23 protein-coding genes are annotated in these 22,304 nt (G+C 34.2%); 20 read left to right on the top strand and 3 right to left on the bottom strand.

Translation table 11 applies throughout. The features are described from left to right. The first annotated feature begins 18 nt into the window (after positions 1 to 18). From dxs to recN, 4 genes are all read left to right on the top strand, one after another. Positions 19 to 1,896 carry a 1-deoxy-D-xylulose-5-phosphate synthase gene (gene dxs / locus HMPREF3029_RS04285; RefSeq protein ID WP_070709971.1) on the top strand — a complete coding sequence of 626 codons (1,878 nt, stop codon included), beginning with the start codon at positions 19 to 21 and terminating at the stop codon, positions 1,894 to 1,896. After that, positions 1,889 to 2,668, top strand: a complete 780-nt coding sequence (locus tag HMPREF3029_RS04280) for a TlyA family RNA methyltransferase (protein ID WP_068128361.1) — start codon at positions 1,889 to 1,891, stop codon at positions 2,666 to 2,668. Before dxs ends, HMPREF3029_RS04280 begins: the two co-directional genes overlap by 8 nt. Positions 2,669 to 2,772: 104 nt before the next feature. After that, the gene (gene ahrC, locus HMPREF3029_RS04275) at positions 2,773 to 3,225 is read left to right on the top strand and encodes a transcriptional regulator AhrC/ArgR (protein WP_070622128.1); all 453 of its coding nucleotides are present in this window, start codon (positions 2,773 to 2,775) and stop codon (positions 3,223 to 3,225) included. A 4-nt stretch (positions 3,226 to 3,229) separates the two neighbouring features. Then, positions 3,230 to 4,906 (top strand): DNA repair protein RecN, encoded by a 1,677-nt coding sequence (gene recN, locus HMPREF3029_RS04270; RefSeq protein ID WP_371327368.1) that lies wholly within the window; start codon positions 3,230 to 3,232, stop codon positions 4,904 to 4,906. 5 nt (positions 4,907 to 4,911) lie between these two features. On the opposite strand, the gene HMPREF3029_RS04265 is transcribed toward recN, so the two are convergent. Continuing rightward, complete coding sequence (locus HMPREF3029_RS04265) at positions 4,912 to 5,154, bottom strand: DUF2627 domain-containing protein (RefSeq protein ID WP_040928330.1); 243 nt, start codon at positions 5,152 to 5,154, stop codon at positions 4,912 to 4,914. A 184-nt stretch (positions 5,155 to 5,338) separates the two neighbouring features. Here HMPREF3029_RS04265 and lpdA point away from each other — a divergent pair, with 184 nt between their 5' ends. From lpdA to HMPREF3029_RS04235, 6 genes are all read left to right on the top strand, one after another. Further along, positions 5,339 to 6,733: a dihydrolipoyl dehydrogenase gene (gene lpdA, locus HMPREF3029_RS04260; RefSeq protein ID WP_070709969.1), complete on the top strand. Its 1,395-nt coding sequence runs from the start codon at positions 5,339 to 5,341 to the stop codon at positions 6,731 to 6,733. Between the two features lie 12 nt (positions 6,734 to 6,745). Further along, positions 6,746 to 7,735 (top strand): thiamine pyrophosphate-dependent dehydrogenase E1 component subunit alpha, encoded by a 990-nt coding sequence (locus tag HMPREF3029_RS04255; RefSeq protein ID WP_070622125.1) that lies wholly within the window; start codon positions 6,746 to 6,748, stop codon positions 7,733 to 7,735. After that, a complete protein-coding gene (locus HMPREF3029_RS04250; protein ID WP_068128373.1) occupies positions 7,735 to 8,721 on the top strand; it encodes an alpha-ketoacid dehydrogenase subunit beta in 987 nt (328 codons plus the stop codon). Before HMPREF3029_RS04255 ends, HMPREF3029_RS04250 begins: the two co-directional genes overlap by 1 nt. A 32-nt stretch (positions 8,722 to 8,753) precedes the next feature. Beyond that, complete coding sequence (locus HMPREF3029_RS04245; RefSeq protein ID WP_070709986.1) at positions 8,754 to 9,935, top strand: dihydrolipoamide acetyltransferase family protein; 1,182 nt, start codon at positions 8,754 to 8,756, stop codon at positions 9,933 to 9,935. Positions 9,936 to 9,995: 60 nt separating this feature from the next. Further along, positions 9,996 to 10,433, top strand: coding sequence for a BrxA/BrxB family bacilliredoxin (locus tag HMPREF3029_RS04240; RefSeq protein ID WP_040928324.1), 438 nt, complete (start codon positions 9,996 to 9,998; stop codon positions 10,431 to 10,433). A 209-nt stretch (positions 10,434 to 10,642) separates the two neighbouring features. Beyond that, on the top strand, positions 10,643 to 11,758 hold the full coding sequence (locus HMPREF3029_RS04235; RefSeq protein ID WP_070709968.1) for a M20/M25/M40 family metallo-hydrolase: 1,116 nt from the start codon (positions 10,643 to 10,645) through the stop codon (positions 11,756 to 11,758). A 25-nt stretch (positions 11,759 to 11,783) separates the two neighbouring features. Here HMPREF3029_RS04235 and HMPREF3029_RS04230 read toward each other — a convergent pair whose 3' ends face one another. Then, positions 11,784 to 12,629 (bottom strand): helix-turn-helix transcriptional regulator, encoded by an 846-nt coding sequence (locus HMPREF3029_RS04230; RefSeq protein WP_068128376.1) that lies wholly within the window; start codon positions 12,627 to 12,629, stop codon positions 11,784 to 11,786. Between the two features lie 97 nt (positions 12,630 to 12,726). On the opposite strand from HMPREF3029_RS04230, the gene HMPREF3029_RS04225 reads away from it, so the two are divergent. Next, positions 12,727 to 13,650, top strand: a complete 924-nt coding sequence (locus tag HMPREF3029_RS04225; protein ID WP_070709967.1) for an MBL fold metallo-hydrolase — start codon at positions 12,727 to 12,729, stop codon at positions 13,648 to 13,650. A gap of 12 nt (positions 13,651 to 13,662) precedes the next feature. Here the strand turns inward: HMPREF3029_RS04225 and HMPREF3029_RS04220 are convergent, their stop codons facing one another. Continuing rightward, a complete protein-coding gene (locus tag HMPREF3029_RS04220; protein WP_070709966.1) occupies positions 13,663 to 14,646 on the bottom strand; it encodes an aldo/keto reductase in 984 nt (327 codons plus the stop codon). A gap of 82 nt (positions 14,647 to 14,728) precedes the next feature. Here HMPREF3029_RS04220 and HMPREF3029_RS04215 point away from each other — a divergent pair, with 82 nt between their 5' ends. From HMPREF3029_RS04215 to HMPREF3029_RS04175, 9 genes are all read left to right on the top strand, one after another. Then, entirely contained in the window at positions 14,729 to 15,280 is a 552-nt protein-coding gene (locus tag HMPREF3029_RS04215; protein WP_070456489.1) for an NUDIX hydrolase, read from the top strand. Between the two features lie 86 nt (positions 15,281 to 15,366). Continuing rightward, on the top strand, positions 15,367 to 15,825 hold the full coding sequence (locus tag HMPREF3029_RS04210) for a ferric iron uptake transcriptional regulator (RefSeq protein ID WP_070709965.1): 459 nt from the start codon (positions 15,367 to 15,369) through the stop codon (positions 15,823 to 15,825). Beyond that, positions 15,815 to 16,705 carry a site-specific tyrosine recombinase XerD gene (gene xerD / locus HMPREF3029_RS04205; protein WP_068128387.1) on the top strand — a complete coding sequence of 297 codons (891 nt, stop codon included), beginning with the start codon at positions 15,815 to 15,817 and terminating at the stop codon, positions 16,703 to 16,705. The genes HMPREF3029_RS04210 and xerD overlap by 11 nt, the downstream gene beginning before the upstream one ends. Positions 16,706 to 16,721: 16 nt before the next feature. Beyond that, complete coding sequence (gene deoB, locus HMPREF3029_RS04200) at positions 16,722 to 17,894, top strand: phosphopentomutase (RefSeq protein WP_070709964.1); 1,173 nt, start codon at positions 16,722 to 16,724, stop codon at positions 17,892 to 17,894. A gap of 137 nt (positions 17,895 to 18,031) precedes the next feature. After that, complete coding sequence (locus HMPREF3029_RS04195) at positions 18,032 to 18,739, top strand: segregation and condensation protein A (RefSeq protein ID WP_068128390.1); 708 nt, start codon at positions 18,032 to 18,034, stop codon at positions 18,737 to 18,739. Next, positions 18,739 to 19,290: an SMC-Scp complex subunit ScpB gene (gene scpB, locus HMPREF3029_RS04190; RefSeq protein WP_070709963.1), complete on the top strand. Its 552-nt coding sequence runs from the start codon at positions 18,739 to 18,741 to the stop codon at positions 19,288 to 19,290. The genes HMPREF3029_RS04195 and scpB overlap by 1 nt, the downstream gene beginning before the upstream one ends. Beyond that, positions 19,283 to 20,014 (top strand): pseudouridine synthase, encoded by a 732-nt coding sequence (locus tag HMPREF3029_RS04185; protein WP_070709962.1) that lies wholly within the window; start codon positions 19,283 to 19,285, stop codon positions 20,012 to 20,014. Before scpB ends, HMPREF3029_RS04185 begins: the two co-directional genes overlap by 8 nt. Before the next feature lie 82 nt (positions 20,015 to 20,096). Further along, on the top strand, positions 20,097 to 20,639 hold the full coding sequence (locus HMPREF3029_RS04180) for a redoxin domain-containing protein (RefSeq protein ID WP_070709961.1): 543 nt from the start codon (positions 20,097 to 20,099) through the stop codon (positions 20,637 to 20,639). A gap of 1 nt (position 20,640) precedes the next feature. Continuing rightward, positions 20,641 to 22,299: a cytochrome c biogenesis protein ResB gene (locus HMPREF3029_RS04175; protein ID WP_070709960.1), complete on the top strand. Its 1,659-nt coding sequence runs from the start codon at positions 20,641 to 20,643 to the stop codon at positions 22,297 to 22,299. Positions 22,300 to 22,304 lie beyond the last annotated feature (5 nt).

Here is a 22,304-nt window from a genome sequence, read left to right as displayed (position 1 = left end):
AAGATAGGTGGGTGCTATATGAAACTTGAAGAAATAGAAAATCCATCATTTTTAAAAGATAAAAGTGATGAAGAGCTTGAACAATTAGCACAACAAATTCGAGACTTTTTAATAGAATCATGTGCAGTAACAGGTGGGCATATCGGTGCTAACTTAGGTGTCGTCGAGCTCACTTTATCATTACATCGTTTTTATAATTCACCAGAAGACAAACTTTTATTTGACGTTGGTCATCAAGCGTATATCCATAAAATATTAACTGGAAGAACGACAGATTTTAAAACGCTACGTCAATATAAAGGTCTGTCCGGATTTCCTAAAATGTCGGAATCAGAGCATGATGTATGGGAAGCAGGCCATTCATCTACTTCGCTTTCAGCTGCATTAGGTATGGCGAAAGCACGAGATATCAGAAATGAGAAATATGATGTCGTTCCGATTATCGGTGACGGTGCATTAACAGGTGGAATGGCCCTAGAGGCGTTAAACCATATCGGATCTGAAAAAACGAAAATGACGATTATTTTAAATGATAATGAAATGAGTATCGCACCAAACGTCGGTGCAATACACAATATGTTTGGACGTATTCGAACGAATTCAAGCTATAACAAATTTAAATATGATGCTGAAGAATTACTCGAAAGAATTCCGTCATTTGGACCGTCTTTAAGAGATTTAGCTGATAAAGTTAAAGACAGTTTAAAATATTTAGTCGTAGACGGTGTATTTTTCGAAGAACTCGGTATTAAATATATCGGTCCAGTAGATGGACACAATTTTAAAGACATTACTAAAGCTTTAGAATCAACAAAAAATTATGACGGACCAGCAATTATTCATGTCATCACAAAAAAAGGTAAAGGGTATTACCACGCTGAAAATGATGAGGTAGGTACTTGGCATGGACTCGGACCTTATAAAATTGAAACTGGTGAAACAATTGGTGGCAGTGGTACACAGTCGTGGAGTGAATTCGTATCGAATTCAGTATTTGACCATGCGTTAAAAGATGAGCGTATCGTCGCATTAACACCAGCAATGCCGGTAGGTTCGAAATTAACAAAGTTCCAAAACGAGCTACCAGAAAGATTTTTTGATGTTGGAATCGCGGAACAACATGCCGTCACGATGTCTGCTGGACTCGCAGCTTCAGGTATGAAACCATATCTTGCTATTTATTCGACATTTTTACAACGTGGATATGACCAAGTGTTACATGACGTAGATCGTCCAAACTTAAATGTATTTTTTGGAATTGATCGTAGTGGATTAGTCGGTGCTGATGGTGAAACACATCACGGTATTTTTGATGTGAGTTTCTTACTACCACTTCCTAACATGACGATTATGATACCTCGAGACGAAGTTGAAGCGAAGTTAATGATTGACTACGCTGTCGAATACGATGGTCCAATTGCATTACGTTATCCTAGAGGAAATGTTAAAGGTATTGAAGTCACTGAACGTCAGCCAATTGAAAAAGGCAAATGGGAAGTCGTCCATAAAGAAGATAAGAAGGACGTTGTAATCATCAGTTACGGTCCAACGTTAGATATTGCTGAAGAGGCAAAAGACATGCTATCTGAAACGAATATTAATGTTGAAATCGTCAATGCGCGATTTATAAAGCCGGTAGATGAAGAAATGTTACATGAATATGGTAAAGAGAATGTACCGATGTTAATTGTCGAAGAAGTCATTGAAGCAGGTGGTCTTGGCCAATTTATTCAAGGGTTTATGTCGCAACATGACTTTACAAATGATGTTAAAACAATCGCTATTCCTGACTTATATATTGAACAAGGTGACGTTGAACAGTTACTTATAGAAGCAGGAATTACTTCAGATAATATTGTAAATACAATTCAAAAAATGGTAAAACATAATGGCTAAGATCCGTGCAGATCAATATATATTTGAACATTTTAGTCTTGGCACAATTGAAGACGTCAGACGTCTAATTATGGCAGGAAAAGTGTTAAATAATAATGAACCAGTGTATAAACCATCTGATATTATCGATACGAAGAAGGTTGATATTCGCTTTAAAAAAGTGAAAACTTACGTTTCAAGAGGCGGTATCAAATTAAAAGCTGCGATTAATGAATTTAATTTAAACTTAGAAAATTGTATCGTTCTTGATATTGGAAGTTCAACAGGTGGTTTCACAGATTGTAGTTTACAGCATGGTGCAGAGTCTGTTTACGCAGTTGATGTCGGTACAAACCAACTCGACTATAAACTTAGAACAGATTCACGTGTCACAGTGATGGAGCAAACGAATTTTAAGCATACGGCAATTGATGATTTTAAAAATTTACCAAACGTCATGACGATTGATGTGAGTTTTACTTCTATCGTCCCGATTATTAGACACATCACTGAACTTTTCAATCACGAATACACAGTCATTGCATTAATTAAACCACAATTTGAAAGCTATTTAGAAGAAAAAGAGGATACACTGATTATTCAAAGCGACGTGACGAAGAGAAACGTAATAGAGCGCGTTGTTGAAGTATGTACTTCTCTTGGATTATCAACGTATGATATTATTCGTTCACCAATTACTGGTACAAAAGGTAACGAAGAATTTTTACTTCACATAAAAAATGATGGGGAAAATTCAGTGATCGAACAACAAAAAATCGACCAATTATTTTAAACTATCCGTTTTCGGATAGTTTTTCTTTTCTTTTAGTTTGTTATACTACACGAAAACATGATATTATTGAATAAATATTAATGATATACATTGAGGTGACAATTATGTCTAGTAAAGTAGTAAGGCAAATTAAAATTAGAGAAATTATTACGAGTAACGACATTGAAACGCAAGAAGAACTTGTCCAAAAATTACGCGAAAATAATTTCGATGTAACTCAAGCAACGGTGTCACGTGATATTAAAGAATTACAATTATTTAAAGTTCCAAAAGCGGATGGTACGTATATTTACAGCATGCCTGAAGATAGACGTTATCATACTCTTGAAAAACTCGGCCGCTATTTAATGGATAGCTTTGTAAAGCTAGATTATCAAGACAGTTTAATAGTATTAAAAACGTTACCTGGTAACGCACAGTCAATCGGAGCTATTATTGATCAACTCGAATGGGAAGAAGTTATCGGTACAATTTGTGGAGATGATACGTGTCTCATAATCTGTAGAGGGGAAGAAGCAAGAGATAGCGTTAAAGAGAAAATTTTTAATCTGATTTAAGGAGCTGAGCATTATTTTACTCCGTCTAAATATTAATAACTTTGCGGTACTAGAAAATGTAGAGCTTGATTTTTACAACCATTTAACGATTATTTCTGGTGAATCCGGAGCCGGTAAGTCGATGTTAATTGATGCGTTGTCATACTTAGCGGGTAAGCGTGCTTCAATGGATGACATTCGTTATGATACGAGTGGGCTCGTATTAGAAGGGGTGTTTGATTTTCCAAATACCGCTACACTAAACGCCTTACTTGAACAATATAACATCCCAGTTGATGAAGTTTTTATCGTTAAAAGAGAGATAATGCATAACAAAAAAAGTATCGTTAAAATCAATAACCAAATGATTACTCTTGGCCAACTTCAAGAAATTATGCAAGAAGTATTTACTATTCATACGCAACACAAAAACGATGAATTATTAGAAACAAGCCGTCAAATCGATTATCTCGATCGATATATTGAACTCTATGATGAAGAAGATTTTAAACAGTATCAGCAGTTATTTTATCAATATGACTCTATACAAAAACGTATCGCAGAACTCGAATATAAAGATCGCAATCGATTAGAACAACTAGAACTATTAGAACACCAAAATAATGAACTTCAATTAATGAATTTCACGACAGAAACTGAAGAAGATGATTTAGAAAAAGAACTCGAATACTTAATGAATTTTGAAAACGTCAATGAGAAGTTCGAACAAATTAAATCGATTTTAGACGGTGAAATTAGTGTTCAGTCTCTTTTATATGACGTCGTGCATCAACTTGAGGGGATTACACCATTTGATGAAAAGTATTCTATATATACTGAAAAACTCGAAGAGAGTTATCATTTATTAACTGAGCTAAATAGTCAAGTTACGAATGATTTGAGTACGCTTGAATACGATGAAGCGCGTTTAAACGAAATCCAAGACCGTTTAAATAGTATTAATCAGTTAAAACGTAAATTTAATGAGACATTTGAAGGTTTATTACGTTTAGAGCGTAAACTAGAGACGGATATTAATGATTTAAAAAACTTTAGTCAATCATATGAAGAATTAATCAATGAAAAAGAAAAAGTGTTTAAACAATTAAATGTATATGCTAAAAAGCTACATGACATTCGTCTTGACCGTAAAGACTTTTTAGAATCTGCGATTGTGAAAGAACTAGAAGACCTCGATATGAAAGATGTTCAGTTTAAAATCGATGTAAAGGAAACTCAATTTAACACACTCGGATTTTCTAACGTTGAATTTTTCATTACGACAAATAAAGGTGAACCGTTGAAACCATTAAACAAAGTGGCTTCAGGGGGAGAAGTTTCACGTATTAATTTAGGGCTCAGATCGATCTTTTCAATGTTTGAAAATCAAGCCCTCGTAATTTTAGATGAAATCGATTCAGGAGTCAGTGGTAAAGTCGCGACTAAAATGGCAGAAAAAATGAAACTACTCGCAAAGACGAGACAAGTATTTGCGATATCTCATTTACCTCAAGCAGCAGCGGTGGCAGACCATCATTTACACGTGTATAAAACAGTTGTTAATGATCGTACTGTTTCGAAAGCTGAATATTTAGATGAAAATGAACATATTGAAGAGATTGCACGTATGTTAAGTGGGTCTACGATTAATGATGCAGCAATTAAAAACGCGAAAGAATTAATAAAGACGAGTAAACAGTAATTTGTTTACTCGTCTTTTGCTTTAAATCGCTCTTGAACTCGTTTATTTTTTCGCTCTCTATGAAGGACGTATCCTGCAACGAACCAAACTCCGAACACTAAGAGTACTAACCCTACAATAAATTGAAGGACAAGAGAACTAAATGGATCAATTGTGATACCGAATATACTGTCGCGAATTAATTTTACGCCATATCCTGCAATAAAGACAGGAATCACTAATATTAATAGTGCAATTATTTTTTTCATGTAATCAAACACCTTACTCAACATAATTATATAGTCTGTTAATGAAATCATCGTTTGTTAATGTATAATAGGAGATAATACATTTGTTTCATCGTATTTATTCTAGTCTATATAGAAAATGCGAGCAAGTAGTATATTTTTTTACAACTTTCACTGGTCTGACCAGTAACTTATGGAGGGTTTTATGGAAAAGTCATATGACATCGCGATAATCGGTGGAGGTACAGGCGGCTATGTAGCTGCGATACGTGCAAGACAACTCGGCTTTACTGTCGCACTCATTGAAAAAGATAAACTCGGTGGCACGTGCTTACATAACGGTTGTATACCAACGAAAAGTTTGCTGAACACTTCAAATTTAATAAAAACTGCCAATCAGTTATCTGAATTCGGAATTTCTGAAGTATTGAATTTTAATTATGAAAAAATAATTGATAAAAAAAATAAAACTGTAGACACGTTATATAACGGTGTGTCATCACTCATGAAAAAACATCAAATTGACGTTTACTATGGTCATGGGAGGATATTAGGGCCGTCAATTTTCTCACCGATGGCAGGCACAATCGCTGTAGAAACTGAAAACGATTCTATTATTATTAAAAATGATTATGTCATTATAGCGACTGGGTCTAAACCGATCGAACTTGACTTTTTACCATTTGATGGGGAATTTGTATTGTCGAGTAAAGAATTTTTATCTCAAAAAAAATTACCTAAATCTGTAGGTATTATCGGCGGTGGAGTCATTGGATTAGAACTTGCATCTATATTATCTAATTTAAATGTCGACGTGACGATAATTGAAGGTAGTCAAAATATAATTCCTAATGAAGATAAAGACGTTATTCGTACGCTTAAAAAGCATTTAGAACAGAGTAATGTAAAAATTACAACTGACTTTAAAATTAGTAATCAGACCTTTACAGTTGATGACGGTGTTTCTATAAAGTATAACGACGAAACATTGAATTTCGAGCAAGTAATTGTTGCGATTGGGCGTAAAGCCAATATCGATGATATTGGCTTAAACAACACGAAAGCAAAATTCAATACTTATATTGAAACGAATGAATTTTACCAAACAGCAGACAGCCATATATATGCGATTGGAGATGTATTAAATACATATCAACTCGCACATGTTGCTTCAAAAGAAGGCATAATAGCGGTTGAGCATATTAAAGGTTTAAATCCAATCACACTAAATTATGACACTGTACCGAGATGTATATATACGAATTTAGAAGTTGGGGTAGTCGGTCCTACAGAAGAACAGTTAAAACAAAAAGGGATCGAATATAATGTGAGCGTATTACCACTTCAAGCAGTTGGTAAGGCGATTATTGAAAATGGCGGAGAAGGTTTTGTTAAGTTAATTACTGATAAAGATAATATGTTATTAGGCGCATCGATTGTTGGACCAAATGCGACTGAAATTATTAACGAATTATCGCTTGCATCGTTTTTAAATAGTTCGGTAGAAGAACTATATAATTCAGTACATGCGCATCCGTCAATAAGTGAAGGAATTATGGAATCTGCATTACTTATTGACGAAAGAGGGATTCATTTTTAAGGAGAGATTCGAATGATAGATTATAAAACATTAGATTTAACAGAAGACGACTTAAAAGAAATGTATCGTTTAATGTTAACGACACGAAAAATTGATGAACGTATGATGTTATTAAACCGTGCGGGAAAAATTCCATTTGTCGTATCGTGTCAAGGTAAAGAAGCGGCACAAGTCGGTGCAGCTTATGCTTTAAAGAAAAAAGTTGACTATTTAAACCCATATTATAGAGATTTAGGAATGGTAACAACACTTGGTACAACACCCTTAGAAAGTATGCTTGCAGCATTTGCGAAGCGAGATGATACGTCAAGTGGAGGTAGACAAATGCCCGGTCACTTTAGCGATTACGAGTTAAATATTGTGACTCAAGGATCAACTGTAACAACTCAAGTACTTCACGCAGCAGGTATTGCGTATGCATTAAAAATGGATGGTAAAGAAGCTGTATCATTTACTTCACTCGGTGAAGGTTCTACGTCTCAAGGCGATTTTCATGAAGCGCTAAACTTTGCGAGTGTTCATCAATTACCGTATATATGCTTTATTGAAAATAATGGTTACGCGATTAGTGTCCCAAAATCACTTCAATACAATATTGATGACTTATCAGAGCGAAAACATGCATATGGAATACACGGAGAACAAATTAACGGCAATGATCCACTTGAAGTATTTCAATCTGTAAAAGCTGCTCGAACACGTGCTATCAACGGGGAAGGTCCTACGATAATCGATGCGCTAGTTTCGAGAATTGGGGCACACTCTTCAGATGACGATGATTCTTATAGAGATAAAGCACATGTACAAACATTAAAAGACACGGACTGCTTAATCACGTTTAAAGATTATATATTAAAAAATACAACGATAGAAGAAGAGTGGTTCGAAGCAATCGATGAAGAAGTTAAAAATATTATTAACGACGCGACAAAAGAAGCAGAACATGCACCATATGCAGAACCTTCTTATGCGTTAAAACACGTGTATGAGGAGGAATTATAATGACAAAAACGATGACATTGTTAGAAGCAATCCATGACGGATTAGACTATGAGATGGGAAAAGATGAGAATGTATTCGTTCTAGGAGAAGATGTCGGTCAAAAAGGTGGCGTGTTTAAAGTAACGGCTGGACTCCAAGAGAAGTACGGAAAAATGCGAGTGCTCGACACGCCACTCGCAGAATCATTAATTGTCGGTACAGCAATTGGCGCGTCACTCGCTGGTAAAAGACCAGTTGCTGAAATACAGTTTGCAGAGTATATATTACCTGCGACAAACCAGATTATGAGTGAAGCAGCTAAAATTAGATATCGCTCTAATAATGGATGGCATTGTCCAATTGTAATTCGTGCACCATTTGGTGGAGGGATACACGGGGCACTTTATCATTCACAATCGATTGAAAGTGTATTTAGTTCAACACCTGGTTTAAAAGTTGTTATACCTTCTACACCAAGTGATGCAAAAGGATTACTTATTTCCGCAATACGCGATAACGATCCTGTTTTATTTTTCGAGCATAAAAAAGCATATCGTTTACTTAAAGAAGACGTACCGACAGGTGAACATGTTGTACCTATTGGTAAGGCAGATATTAAACGTGAAGGTAAAGATATCACGGTAATAACTTACGGGTTATGTGTTCATATGGCCATTGAAGCGGCTGAACGATTAGAGAATGATGGATACAGTGCTAAAGTTGTTGATTTAAGAACAATTTACCCGCTCGATCAAGAGACGATTATAGAATCTGTTAAAGACACAAGTAAAGTATTACTCGTCACTGAAGATAATTTAGAAGGTAGTGTAATGAGTGAGGTATCTGCGATTATATCTGAACATGCATTTTACGATTTAGACGCACCAGTTATGAGGCTTGCCGCACCTAACGTACCAGCGATGCCATATGCACCACCAATGGAAGACTATTTTATGGTGAATCCAGATAAAATCTATGAAAAGATGAAAGAACTTGCAGAACATTAAAAGAGGTGAAACGATTGATAGAAGTCATTAAAATGCCAAAACTCGGAGAAAGTGTGCATGAAGGAACAGTAGAAGCGTGGCTTGTTGAGCCTGGTAGTAAAGTAAATGAATATGATCCGTTATGTGAAATTTTAACCGATAAAGTAACAGCTGAAGTCCCTTCTAGTTTTGAAGGAGTGATAGAAAAAATACTCGTAGATGTTGGTGAAACAATAGAAGTCGGAACACCAATTTGTGAAATTAAGGTATCTAACAAAGTTCATGAAAAAGAACCAGAACAAAAATCTCAACCACAAACTAATAAAAAAGATAATAATAGTACAGACACACAAAAAGAGATTAAAAGAATATCACCTGTCGTGATGAGATTAGCATCAGAACATAACGTTAATCTAGATGATGTTGAAGGTACAGGACAATTTGGACGTGTTACAAAAAAGGATATTTTATCGTATATCGATAATCCTGTGAAAAATGAAGCACCAAAAACAAATAAATCATCGATCGGTATTAAAACTACTAGTGACACTTCTAGACTAGAATTAACCGGTGTTAAAAAAGCAATCGCAAATAATATGGTGAAATCTAAAACTGAAATTCCACATGCTTGGATGATGATAGAAGTAGATGCAACAGAGCTCGTTCATTTAAGAAATAAATATAAAAATGCATTTAAATCTGAAGGTATTAAATTAACTTATTTTGCATTCTTTATAGAAGCAGTAGCAAAAGCCCTAAATACAAATAAAATACTCAATAGCAGTTGGCAAGGGGATTCTATTAAAATCCACGATTCAATCAATTTAAATATCGCAGTATCCGCTGATGACGACTTATACGTTCCGGTCATTCATAATGCAGATATGTTGTCGATTCGAGGAATCGCAAAAAAACTTGCACAACTTGCTGAAAAAGGTAGAACACATGCGCTAACTTCGGAAGATATGCACGGTGGGACATTTACAATTAATAACACAGGCGCATTTGGTTCTATTCAGTCACAAGGCGTCATTAACCACCCACAAGCTGCTATATTACAAGTTGAATCTATCGTTAAAAAACCTGTTTTTATCGATGAAATGCTCGCAGCAAGATATATGGTAAACCTTTGTTTATCTATCGATCATAGAGTACTGAACGGTGTAGATGCAGGTAAATTTTTACAAGATGTTAAGAAAAATATTGAGTCTATTGATAGTGAAACAACGCTTTAATCTTTACAAATAAAATATTTAACATTACACTTTAATTATTACAGTAAAGAGGTGCTATCTATGGATTTAGATTTTAAAATATATATGGAAGATTTAGTGGAAAATGCGAGAAAAGAACTCACAGATGTTGGGTACGAACAACTTTTAACGCCAGAAGAAGTTAATGAAGCGTTAGACAAAGAAGGTACTGCACTTGTGATGATTAACTCAGTATGTGGATGTGCAGGTGGTATCGCACGTCCAGCAGCGATTCACTCACTAAACTTCGACAAAAAACCAACACATTTATATACAGTTTTTGCCGGACAAGAAAAAGATGCAACTGAAGCAGTTCGTGAACGTACACCAGACTTTTTACCGTCATCTCCAAGTTTTGCGTTTTTCAAAGACGGAAAAGTGGTAGATATGATAGAGAGACATGAAATTGAAGGTCACGATGTCATGAGTGTCATTACAGATCTGCAAGCATGGTTTATGGAACACGGCGATGACATTTAAAAAAGTGGTCCATTGATGGACCACTTTTTCTTATAGTGCTGTGAGATAGCTTAATCCCATTAATAAACCTGAAACAACGATTAAGATAATCATTGCCCAAATGATAATGTTTTGTGCTTTTTTCGGCATATTGTGAACCCTCATTTTCTCAAATTATATAATTTTATATTACTTGTTCAAGTAATAATTTTCAACTAGGAGTGTAATTAATGAACAAAGAAAGAGTAGTAGAACTATTAAAAGAACTCGTAATGATCGATTCAGAATCTGGTGATGAAAGAGAGATAGCTAATCGTTTATTCAAAGAGTTCGATCAACTTAAATTAAAAGGTTTTGAAGATGATACACAATCTGAAACAGGTTACGGTGCAGGGAACTTATTCTTTACACTAGAAGGAAATAAAGAAATAGAGCCGATTTGTTTTATGGTTCATATGGACACTGTTAAGCCAGGTAACGGAGTTAAACCCGAAGTTCGCGATGGATATATGTATTCTGATGGAACGACAATTCTCGGTTCGGATGATAAAGCAGGGATCGCTGCAGTAATTGAAGCAATTCGATCAATTAAAGAAAATAATATCCCACATGGTGATATTGAAGTTATCGTAACAGTTGGTGAAGAAACAGGTCTTGTCGGTGCAAAAGCTTTTGACACTTCAGTTGTTAAAAGTAAAATAGGATACGCAGTAGACGGTACAGGTCAAGTGGGTACAATTGTAAACCGTGCACCTGCACAAAATAAAATTGAAGCACACATTCATGGTAAAAAAGCTCACGCGGGAATCGAACCAGAAGTCGGTGTATCTGCAATTAATATCGCAGCGCTAGCGATAAGTAATATGACACTTGGTCGCGTCGATGAAATGACGACATCAAACGTTGGTATTATTAAAGGTGGGGAAGCGACGAACATCGTATCAGACTATGCATATGTGTTACTTGAAGCAAGAAGTTTAGAAGAGGATCGTCTTGCAAAACAAACAGCACATATTGAATCTGAATTTAAAAAAGCAGCGCATAAACTCGGTGGAGAAGTCGATGTTGACATTGACTTAATGTATCCAGCACTGCATTCAGAGGAAGAATCAGAAGCTGTAAAACTCGCAAGCGATGCTTCCGTAAAAATTGGTCGTGAACCCAATATTATTTCTTTAGGTGGAGGCAGTGACGGTAACATCTTTGCAGGCCAAGGAATCGACACAGTCATTTTAGGCTTAGGATATGAAGAGATTCATACGACATCAGAAAGAATGCCACTCGAAGAATTATATAAAATCACAGAACTTATTATTAAAATGGTTGAGTTACAAGCAACTAAATAATAACAGGCGACATATGTCGCCTTTTTTAATCAATTATGGACTGCCATACTTGTACAATGACTGAATCGTCAATCGAGTGTGTAAGTCCTTTTATTAATTCTATTGAAAATGTTAAGTCTAGCTCAACGTGCTCTTTTACGAGCCATCTTCTAAATATATACTCGTAAAGTTTTTTTGTTTCGACGTCTAATTGACCGTCCGACTCAAAAATTTGATATAAACCACTAGGTGTATACGTCGTTGTAAAAGGTGTATTCATGTCTGATGCTGTGCCGACGAATACTTGAATTTCTCCGTAACTATATCGTTCCATTACGAATAGCCCTTTAATTGGTCCGTTATTATGCTTTAATATTTCGCTAATAATACCGCTATTTAGTAAGTAGTTTAAGTATCGAGTTTTCTTTTTCTCATTATAACTATTCATATTGAAAAATTCTTCGACACCAATTAATCGATACCCATCAAGTGAACGTGTTTCAGAAAAAGGTTCACGTTTTGTCGTAGGGTTTATTTCAAATGAAATACGGTATTGTAGAGGCATTTCTTCGATAAATTTATCAGTATCATACACGCTTATACCGAAGAATTTTTGGTAATCATCTTTAAACTGCGCTAAATCTTTATGGTTATAGTATTTTATAATATCTGTTAAACGTCGATGACCATCATAAACTTCTAAAGCAATTTCAGTTAATTGACGGCGTTTTTGATAGTCTGCTGGAGACATCCCAACGAGAGCAGTAAATAGCGTTAAAAAACTTTTCGATTCAACATCCATTTCCATTAACACTTCATCGAAATCTATGTCTTCACGTAAATGATCTTCTATGAATACAATAAACTGTTCTATAAATTGAATAGAGTCCATAATGTCACCTTACTTTCCTTTATATATTATTCCACGAAGGGGTCTAAAAGACAAGATGACTATGATATAATTAGATTACTTTTATATGGAGGTTACTATGTATATTAATATATTAGGTTCTGCGGCAGGCTTACCTTCAAAAAAACGACATACTCAAGCGATAATTTTAGATATGGTTGATGAGCTCAACGAATATTTTTTAATTGATGTTGGAGAAGCATTTCAACATCGTTTACTAAATACGTCTATTAAACCATCTAAAATTAACCATATATTTATTACGCATTTACATGGTGACCACATTTACGGTTTACCAGGTTTTTTATCGAGCCGTGCGCATCAAGGTGGAGAAGGTAAACCACTAAAAATTTACGGACCAAAAGGACTTTCTGAATGGTTAACAACGACGTTTCAAGTAAGTGAGACAATATTGAATTATCCAGTTGAAATAGTGGAAATTGAAGATGGATCTTTTATCTCGATTAAAGATGTTACTATAGAGGTAAAAACACTTGATCATAATATAGAAAGTTTTTTATATGTATTTAAAGAAAATGATCAAAAAGGTGCGTTAAACGTTCTAAAGTTAAAAGAAATTGGTATACGTCCTGGCCCAATTTATAGTGAAATAAAAGATAGTGATACGTTTGTACATGATGGTGTTACTTATGATACGAACGACTTTTTAGGGCCTGTAATAAAAGGGAGAAAAGTATGTATTCATGGAGATACACGACCGCTTCAAAGTGAAGTATATTTCGATTTACTAAAAGACGCGGACTGCGTTGTTCATGAAGCGACATTTTTAGATCATGAATACGAAAAGGCGTATAGTTACTATCATTCTGAAATACATGACGTGTTAAGTATTCAAAAAGATTTACGTGTGAAACACTATATATTCACACATATTAGTAATCGATATGAGGAGGAATTTATTTCGAACTTTATTAAAACGTTACCTTCAAATGTGTCGGTTGCACACGATTATTTTAAATATGAAATTGCTAGAAAAAAATAAGTCAGCCATTTTTTATGGCTGACTTATTTTTTTACGTAATTTCTTCAAAACATTCTTTTTATCGTTATCTTCTTGATGTGTAACTGTTTTTGGATCTCTATGTTCTTTGTAATGTTTCTTCTCAACTTTAGAACAAATGTCTTCAATTACTTCGTCTCGTATAGTTTTTGCTGTTTCATAATGGCGTAAGTTTTTCTTGAGCTGAGAAACAGTACTTACACCTTGTACGATTACGACATTTTTATTCATTAAATATTTATAAGCGATAGCTTCAAGAGGGTAGCCATATTCTTTGATCATTAATATAATTTCTCTTAATTCATCCTGTGAATATCCCATATAACCATGTTTAAACTTTGTTTTAAGTGCTACATCATAATTTTCAGTGAGGAGTCCTTGCATTAACGGACCTCTGGCTAAAAATACATAGTCGTCAGATAGATATTCTTCACTTCGATTATCGATAATGTTTAGTGGTGCCATCAGTACTGATATATCACTATTTTCAGTGTAGTAGTCAATGACATTTTTACGCGTAGTTGAGATACCGTAACTTTTAATGTCGCCTTTTCTTTTTAATGACTCAAACTCACGGATTGTTTCATCCATATTATCGTGAACAGTTCCACCGTGTAACATTAATAAGTCAATCACATCGCGTGATAAACGAAGTTTTGACTGACTAACAGCATGTTTAATATATTCTGCACTTGGATTCCATTTAATTTTTTCACGAAGTGCTGCATCAAATTCATTACCTACTTTTGTTCCGATATTATATTCGAAAAACTGTCCGTAATCGAATAAAATTGAACCAATAACAGCTTCATTTTTACCATATTGATATAAGTCCGCAGTATCGAAGTAGTTAATACCGGACTCAAATGCTAATCTAATAATCTCACTTAACTCTTCACGGTCATCTAGTGGTAAATTCATCGTACCTAGTGCAAATTGTGAAATGGATTGCTTATCTTTAGTAACAAAATGTTTCAAAATGTCACTCCTAACGTTTACAATATTATATATAAATAAGTATAACTCAATTTAACTACTGAATATAGTGAGGTAATACAAGATGAATCAAAATGATGATCAATTAGTTGAAAAGAAACTATCGCATAAAGATATTTATAAAGGAAAAATTATTGATGTTACTGTGTACGATGTTGAATTACCAAACGGAGAAACGAGTAGTAGAGAAGTTGTGTATCATCAAGGTGCAGTAGGAATTATCGCTGTGCACGATGGATATATGTATTTTGTAAAACAGTATAGAATTGCGGCAGAAGAAGTTTTATTAGAGATTCCTGCTGGTAAGATAGAACCGAAAGATACACCTGAACAAACAGCTATAAAAGAGTTAAAAGAAGAAACGGGTCTAGTCGCTAAAGAGGTTCAATATTTACAAGAGTTTTATGTATCTCCTGGATTTTCTAATGAAATCATCTATTTATTTGAAGCAGATCAATTAGAGCTTGAAGAACAAAAATTAGATGAAGATGAATTTTTAGAAATTGAAAAAATTAAAATAACTGATCTAGAACACTTAATGAAAGAAAACGTGTTTAGAGATGCGAAAACGTTAATCGCAGTTCAACACGTTTTATATTCAAACAATTATAAATAAGAACATAAAACAGTCGTTTTTATTTAAACTATTTTAAATAAGCACCATTTCTAGTATAATTAACTATGAAAATCGGAGTGGTGCAAGTGGAAACTAAATTGAAAACAGTTAAAGAACAGTTACAACAATCAGGTTATAAACTGACACCTCAAAGGGAAGTCACGTTACGCGTATTACTTGAAAATAACAGTAAACATTTAAGTGCAGAAGATGTGTTTCAACGCGTTAAAGAAAAGTATCCTGAAATTGGTCTTGCAACTGTATATCGTACATTAGAATTACTATGTGATCTAAAAATTATTGTTAAAGCAAATTTCGGCGACGGTGTCTCAAGGTATGATTTTAAAGAGCCTGGTGAAAAGCACTTTAATCATCATTTAATTTGCGTAAAGTGTGGAAAGATTATTGAAGTTGAAGATGATCTTTTATATGACGTTGAACAAATCGTCGAACACGAGTTTAATTTTAAAGTACTGAATCATCGTTTGACATTTCACGGTGTATGTCACGAATGCCAAATGAAGGAAGACAATAATGAAAAATAACGAAAGAGATATAGAAGATTATCTGTCGTTTTTAAGAATAGAACGCGGTCTTTCTAACAGTACTTTAGACTCTTACGCACAAGACCTTAATTTATATCGCGATTTTTTAGATAAATTAGACCTTACTTTTAGTACAGTTTCTTCTACTGATATCATTAACTTTTTAAAAGAAGAAAAAGAAAAAGGCAAACGCTCGAAAACACTTGCACGACTCCAGTCAACGTTAAGAAATTTCCATCAATATTTAATTAATGACGGGAAAACAGATAAAAATCCTGCTGCACTTTTGAGTAGTATAAAAATCGAACAATCACTTCCTGACAGTTTAACGATTGAAGAGATGGAACAGCTACTAGATACACCGGAACCTACGACATCAGGCATTAGAGATAAAGTTATGATGGAACTACTCTATGCAACAGGTATCCGTGTTTCAGAACTCATTTCAATGAATACGATCAATGTAAATAGTGAAATGGGTTTTATTACTGTTGTCGGTAAAGGCCAAAAGGAACGTATTATCCCAATTACGGATTACGTCGCAGAGTTATTACAAGAATATATAGTCGATATACGAATCAATCTACTAAAAGATAAAGATACGGATGCATTATTTTTAACAAATCGTGGTAATAGTTTTACAAGGCAAGGCGTATGGAAGATGATTAAAAAGTATAATTTACTGAGTGGTATTTCAAAAAATGTCACACCACATACATTCAGACATACTTTTGCAACACATTTAATTGAAAATGGTGCAGACTTAAGAATTGTTCAAGAACTACTTGGTCATACAGACATTTCAACAACACAAGTATATACACATCTTTCTAAAAAATCAGTGAAAGAAATGTATGACAAATTTCATCCGCGAAAATAAAGGAAGAAGGTTAATTATGTTTAAAAGAATTCATTTAATCGTATTAGACTCTGTTGGAATAGGAGAAGCTAAAGATGCTGAAATCTTTGGTGATAAAGGAGCACACACTTTAAAACACACGTTAGAATCTAAAGCAGTAGATCTTTCAAACCTTGAATCACTTGGTCTAGGATGTATAGAAGAATTACCTGGATTAAATTGTCCTAAACAACTGAATGCATTTTTTGCGAAGATGAGTGAGGTATCACGTGGGAAAGATACGATGACTGGTCATTGGGAAATTGCAGGTTTAAACATTAAAACACCATTTAAAACATATCCAGACGGATTTCCTGACGCACTTATCAAAAAAATAGAAGAAAAAACGAATCGTAAAGTCGTATGTAATTTACCATATTCAGGAACTGAAGTGATCGATGATTACGGTGAAGACCATATGAAGACGGGTGATTTAATCGTCTATACTTCAGCAGACCCTGTACTTCAAATTGCTGCACATGAAGAGGTCATTCCTGTCGATGAATTATATGAGATTTGTGAAACGGTCCGTGAACTGACATTAGACGATGAGTTTTTAGTTGGTCGCGTAATTGCAAGACCATTCATTGGAGAAGGTAAAGGTAAATTTACAAGAACTGAAAATCGTCACGATTATGCACTCAGTCCGTTTGAACCGACTATATTAGATGCGTTAAAAGATAACGATTATACAGTATATGCCGTCGGTAAAATAAATGATATTTTCAACGGTCAGGGTATTACTGATATGGTTCGTACGAAAAATAATATGGATGGTGTCGATAAATTACTCAATGTTATGGATAAAGATTTTGAGGGACTATCATTTACTAACTTAGTAGATTTTGATGCAGTTTATGGTCACCGAAGAGATAGTGAAGGATATGCGGATGCATTAAAAGAATTCGATGACCGTTTACCAGAGATTTTTAGTAAATTAAAAGAAGATGATTTACTGATTATCACTGCAGACCACGGTAATGATCCAACATTTACAGGTACAGACCACACACGAGAGTATGTTCCATTAATTGTAACTTCAAAAAAGCAGTTTGATTACAAAAAAATAAATGACCGTAAAACTTTTAGTGATGTAGCTGCTACTATTGCAGACAATTTTAATGTACAATTTAGTACACATGGTAATAGCTTTTTAGGAGAAATAAAATAGATGGATAAGGCAAAAGTATTTGTATTTCTATTTATATTGATCGTCTCGTTAATTTGGGGTTTCATTTACTGGATATACGTCGTCTAAGACTAAACGTCACGTTTAGTCTTTTTTAATTAAAGATAGGTTGTGAACTTATGAAAAATTATGAAGTAGAGTTAGACGTCTTTCACGGACCACTCGATTTATTACTTCATCTTATTAAAGAGTTAGAAATTGATATTTATGATATACCGATGGCAGTATTAACGGAACAATATATGAATTATATTAAGCAGATGACAGAGCTTGAAATTAACGTTGCGAGTGAATATTTAGTTATGGCGAGCGAGCTTTTAAGAATTAAAAGTAAGATGCTTTTACCTGAACCGCCACTTGAAGAATATACAGAAGATCCGCGTGAAGAGTTAATTTCACAATTGCTAGAGTATCAGAACTATAAAATGTATGCTGAGGAGTTAAAGCAACTAAAAGAAGCAGCTGAACAATTTTTAGTGAAAGCACCTCATGAATTTGAAGAAGTCGAAGTGAGTGATACATTTTCTATTTCCCTAGAAGAACTCATTACAGCTTATAACAAAGTAAGACAAAGAGTTGACGTTCAAAATACACACAGTTTTATTACGACAGAATCGTATACACATGAGGAAGCGACACTCTTTTTAAAAAAACGGTTTGAAAATCAGAATGAATTAACGTTAGAAGAAATGTTTTCGTCTGGCGTAAAACGATATCAAGTCGTTCAAATATTCCTAACGCTGTTAGAAGGTATTAGCCAAAGCACATTTAAGTTCGAAAAAAATAACGATGAATATACATTTATAAAATTAAAGGACGTAGCATAATGAGTGTAGAAAAAATTGATATCGTAGAAGCGATGCTTTATATCGCAGGAGACATTGGTGTGAAAGAGTCATCATTAATTAAAAATATCCCAATTACAAAAGATGAGTTAGAACAATCTGTAGAGTTATACAACAAACATAAAAAACACTTAAATATTCTCGTTCATGATGACATTTATTATTTAAAAACGACTCCGATTGTTGAAGAATACATTCTAAAGTTATTAAAGGAACGTCCAAGTAATAAATTGTCAAACCAAGCTTTGGAAGTATTGTCTATCATTGCGTATAATCAACCAGTAGCAAGAGGTATGATTGAAGAGTTACGAGGTGTATCTCCAGACGGTCCAATTCAGACACTTTTAAATAAAAATTTGATTCAACGTGTATCCATTGAAAATGACCGCCGAACATTTTATAAGACGACACAGACATTTTTAGAGATTTTCGGTCTCGAGACAATTACAGATTTACCAAATGCCGATGAAATTGAAGAAGATGAACATATCGAACTATTCTTTAACCAGTTAAAAGGAGAAAATGATGAGTAAAGTTAGACTAAACAAAAAAATTGCAGATGCAGGTATAACGTCCCGTCGTAAAGCAGAACAATTAATATTAGATGGTCAAGTAAAAGTAAACGATAAAGTATGTAAAGAACTTGCAACGTTCGTTACTGATAAAGACAAGGTAGAAGTTAATGGTATTCCAATTGAAAATGAAACGCCGATTTATATTTTATACCATAAACCGACAGGAGAGGTGTCTACAGTAAGTGACGATAAAGATCGTCGTACGGTTGTAGACAAGTTCGACCACTTAAATACGCGCATTTATCCAGTTGGTCGTCTAGATTACGATACTTCGGGAATTTTATTACTCACAAACGATGGAGAATTTACAAATTATATGACCCATCCACGTTATGAGGTAGAAAAAACATACCGCGCAAAAATAAATAAAAGTTTAACAAATAGAGAACTTAAAGAGTTAGAAAACGGAGTTATGCTAGAAGACGGAAAAACTTCTAAAGCAATCGTTGAAGTTATTAGAGATAAAAAAGATATGGATATGATTGTACAATTAACGATTACTGAAGGTAGAAACCATCAAGTCCGTCGTATGTTTGAATATTTTGATGCAGAAGTAATTAAACTTAAACGTATTGGCTACGATTTCTTAACAATTGAAGGAGTTCCGACTGGTGAATATCGATTCTTAACACCTCACGAAGTTAAACAATTAGTCGGACATGCAAAAGCAGTTTCGAAGTAGTTTAATTGTCAAAGTTCTGTCAAAAACAAGATACTATAACTGCTATAATATATATAAGATATTAAAGAGGGGGGAGCGTTCATTGAGTAGATCCGTACGTAATATCATACGTATAACGATTATTATCGGAATCGTTGTATTAACTGCTGTGACTCTTTGGTTCAATTTTTCATCGAAAAATCAATCGACGAAAGTCGGAGACACCGCTGTAGATTTTAAATTGAAAACAACAGAAGGTGAGGTCATACACCTATATGAACTCACTAAAGAAAAAGGAGTTATCATCAACTTCTGGGGTACATGGTGTAAACCATGTCGTGAAGAAATGCCACACTTAAGTGAAGCGAACGACTTAGGTGAAGGAAGCGATTATGAAATCATTACAGTAAACGTTTCAGAAAACAAACAACAAATTAATCAATTCTTAAATAGCATTGACGAAGAAGTCAATTTAAGAATGGCTATGGATAGTGATCGTAGCGTAACTAAAGCTTATAACGTTGGACCTTTACCAACGACGATTGCTGTTGATAAAAATAATAAAATTGTTAAAAAACAAGAACATCAGTTAACTCAAGAAGACATACAAGATTTTATAAGAGAATTAAATGATAAAGGTGAATAATATGTCTAGCGAAAAGGATTCAATCAAATGCCCGCACTGTGGACATGTCAATCCACCGGGTACTCAATTATGTCAGTCATGTGGATTACTGATTAATGAAGATTATGATAAAAAGAAAATTAAAGATGTCATGCGTTACGATGGAAGTGCAGTTCGTTCTAAAGTAAAATCGTCTTCTTTATTCGATAAAATTTGGATATTTTTCACTTCCATTAGAAACGGTGTTATTATTATCGCGTTAATTGCTATAGCATCGGCAATCGGAACGATTCTACCACAAGAATACTTTATTCCTGTCGGTGTAAATGCAAGTGATTATTACTATGAAAACTACGGTTCGTTTGGAAAATTATATTATAGTTTAGGATTCCATAACTTATATTCTTCATGGTGGTTCTTACTATTAAATGCAATGCTTGCATTGTCTATTATTGCAGCGAGTATCGACCGTGGAGTGCCGTTATTTAAAACACTATATAATCAAGGGGTTAAAAAACACCCTTCATACTATAAAAGACAAAGAATTTACCTACATAATGAAGATGTAGCAAGTGATGATATTGATCATTTAATTAGTGATTTTAAAAAGAAAAAATATAATATTCGTCAAGAAGATAATTCGTACCTCCTTGAAAAGGGGCGTTTGTCACGTTATGGTCCGTACATTAACCATACGGGATTAATCATATTATTAATCGGAAGTATGCTACGTTTCTTCCCTGGAATGTATTTAGATGAACTTGTCTATGCACCTGAAGGAGAGACGGTACAACTTCCAGGTACAGATGGTAAATATTATATTCGTAACGATAAATTTATTATTGACACGTACGATAAGGATTCAGGATCAGTGTTCGATAAATCTTTAAGTACGCAAGGTGAGCTTGCAAGTAACTATCAAACGAACATTACGTTTTATGAAAATGAATCTGCAGATATCGTAGGTTCAGAGCCTGACTTAAAAGAAATCGATCAAGCTGAAATAAAAGTAAACCATCCGTTCATACATGACAGTTATCATTTATACCAGTCGAGCTTTGATATGTCTGCGATGAAATCGATGACATTCGAACTTCAAGATAAAGATGGGAATGTATTATCCGAGCCGTTTGAAATTGTCTTTAAAGATTACTTGGATACGTACAAAGTTAAAGGAAAAGATGGAAATGACTTTGAAGTCCAACTTAGGTCGTTTGCACCAGACTATGCTGGAGTAGGTAATAACGGAACGTTAATTTCTAACACACCTGTTCCACGAAATCCTGCATTCTTATTTGAAGTTAATGACAGTGATGGTAGCGAGGAGTATTCTCTCATTCAAATTCAGAATACGACAGATATTTCTAAAGATAATAAATACAGTATTAAATTTGTTTCGATGGAAAACGAAGTTGTCAGTGTATTAACACTTAAGAAAGATAAAACTATGTTCTTAATCGGTGCAGGTTTTGTTATTTTCCTAATCGGTGTGTTTATCGGTTCATATGTGAACCATAGACGTATATGGATTAATACAGATAATGGTCTTACACTTGCAGCACATACGAATCGTAACTACTACAGTATTACAAAAGAGATTAATGAAGCACTCGATAAATATAATTTAGGCTATGTAGAAGATAGCGACTCTAAAGTTCATAATGAACGAATGAAAGGATAATGGTT

Source organism: Nosocomiicoccus sp. HMSC059G07 (assembly GCF_001815515.1).
Taxonomy (GTDB): domain Bacteria; phylum Bacillota; class Bacilli; order Staphylococcales; family Salinicoccaceae; genus Nosocomiicoccus; species Nosocomiicoccus ampullae_A.
Note: the sequence above shows the minus strand (reverse complement) of the source record. Positions and strands in the feature narration are given on the sequence as shown.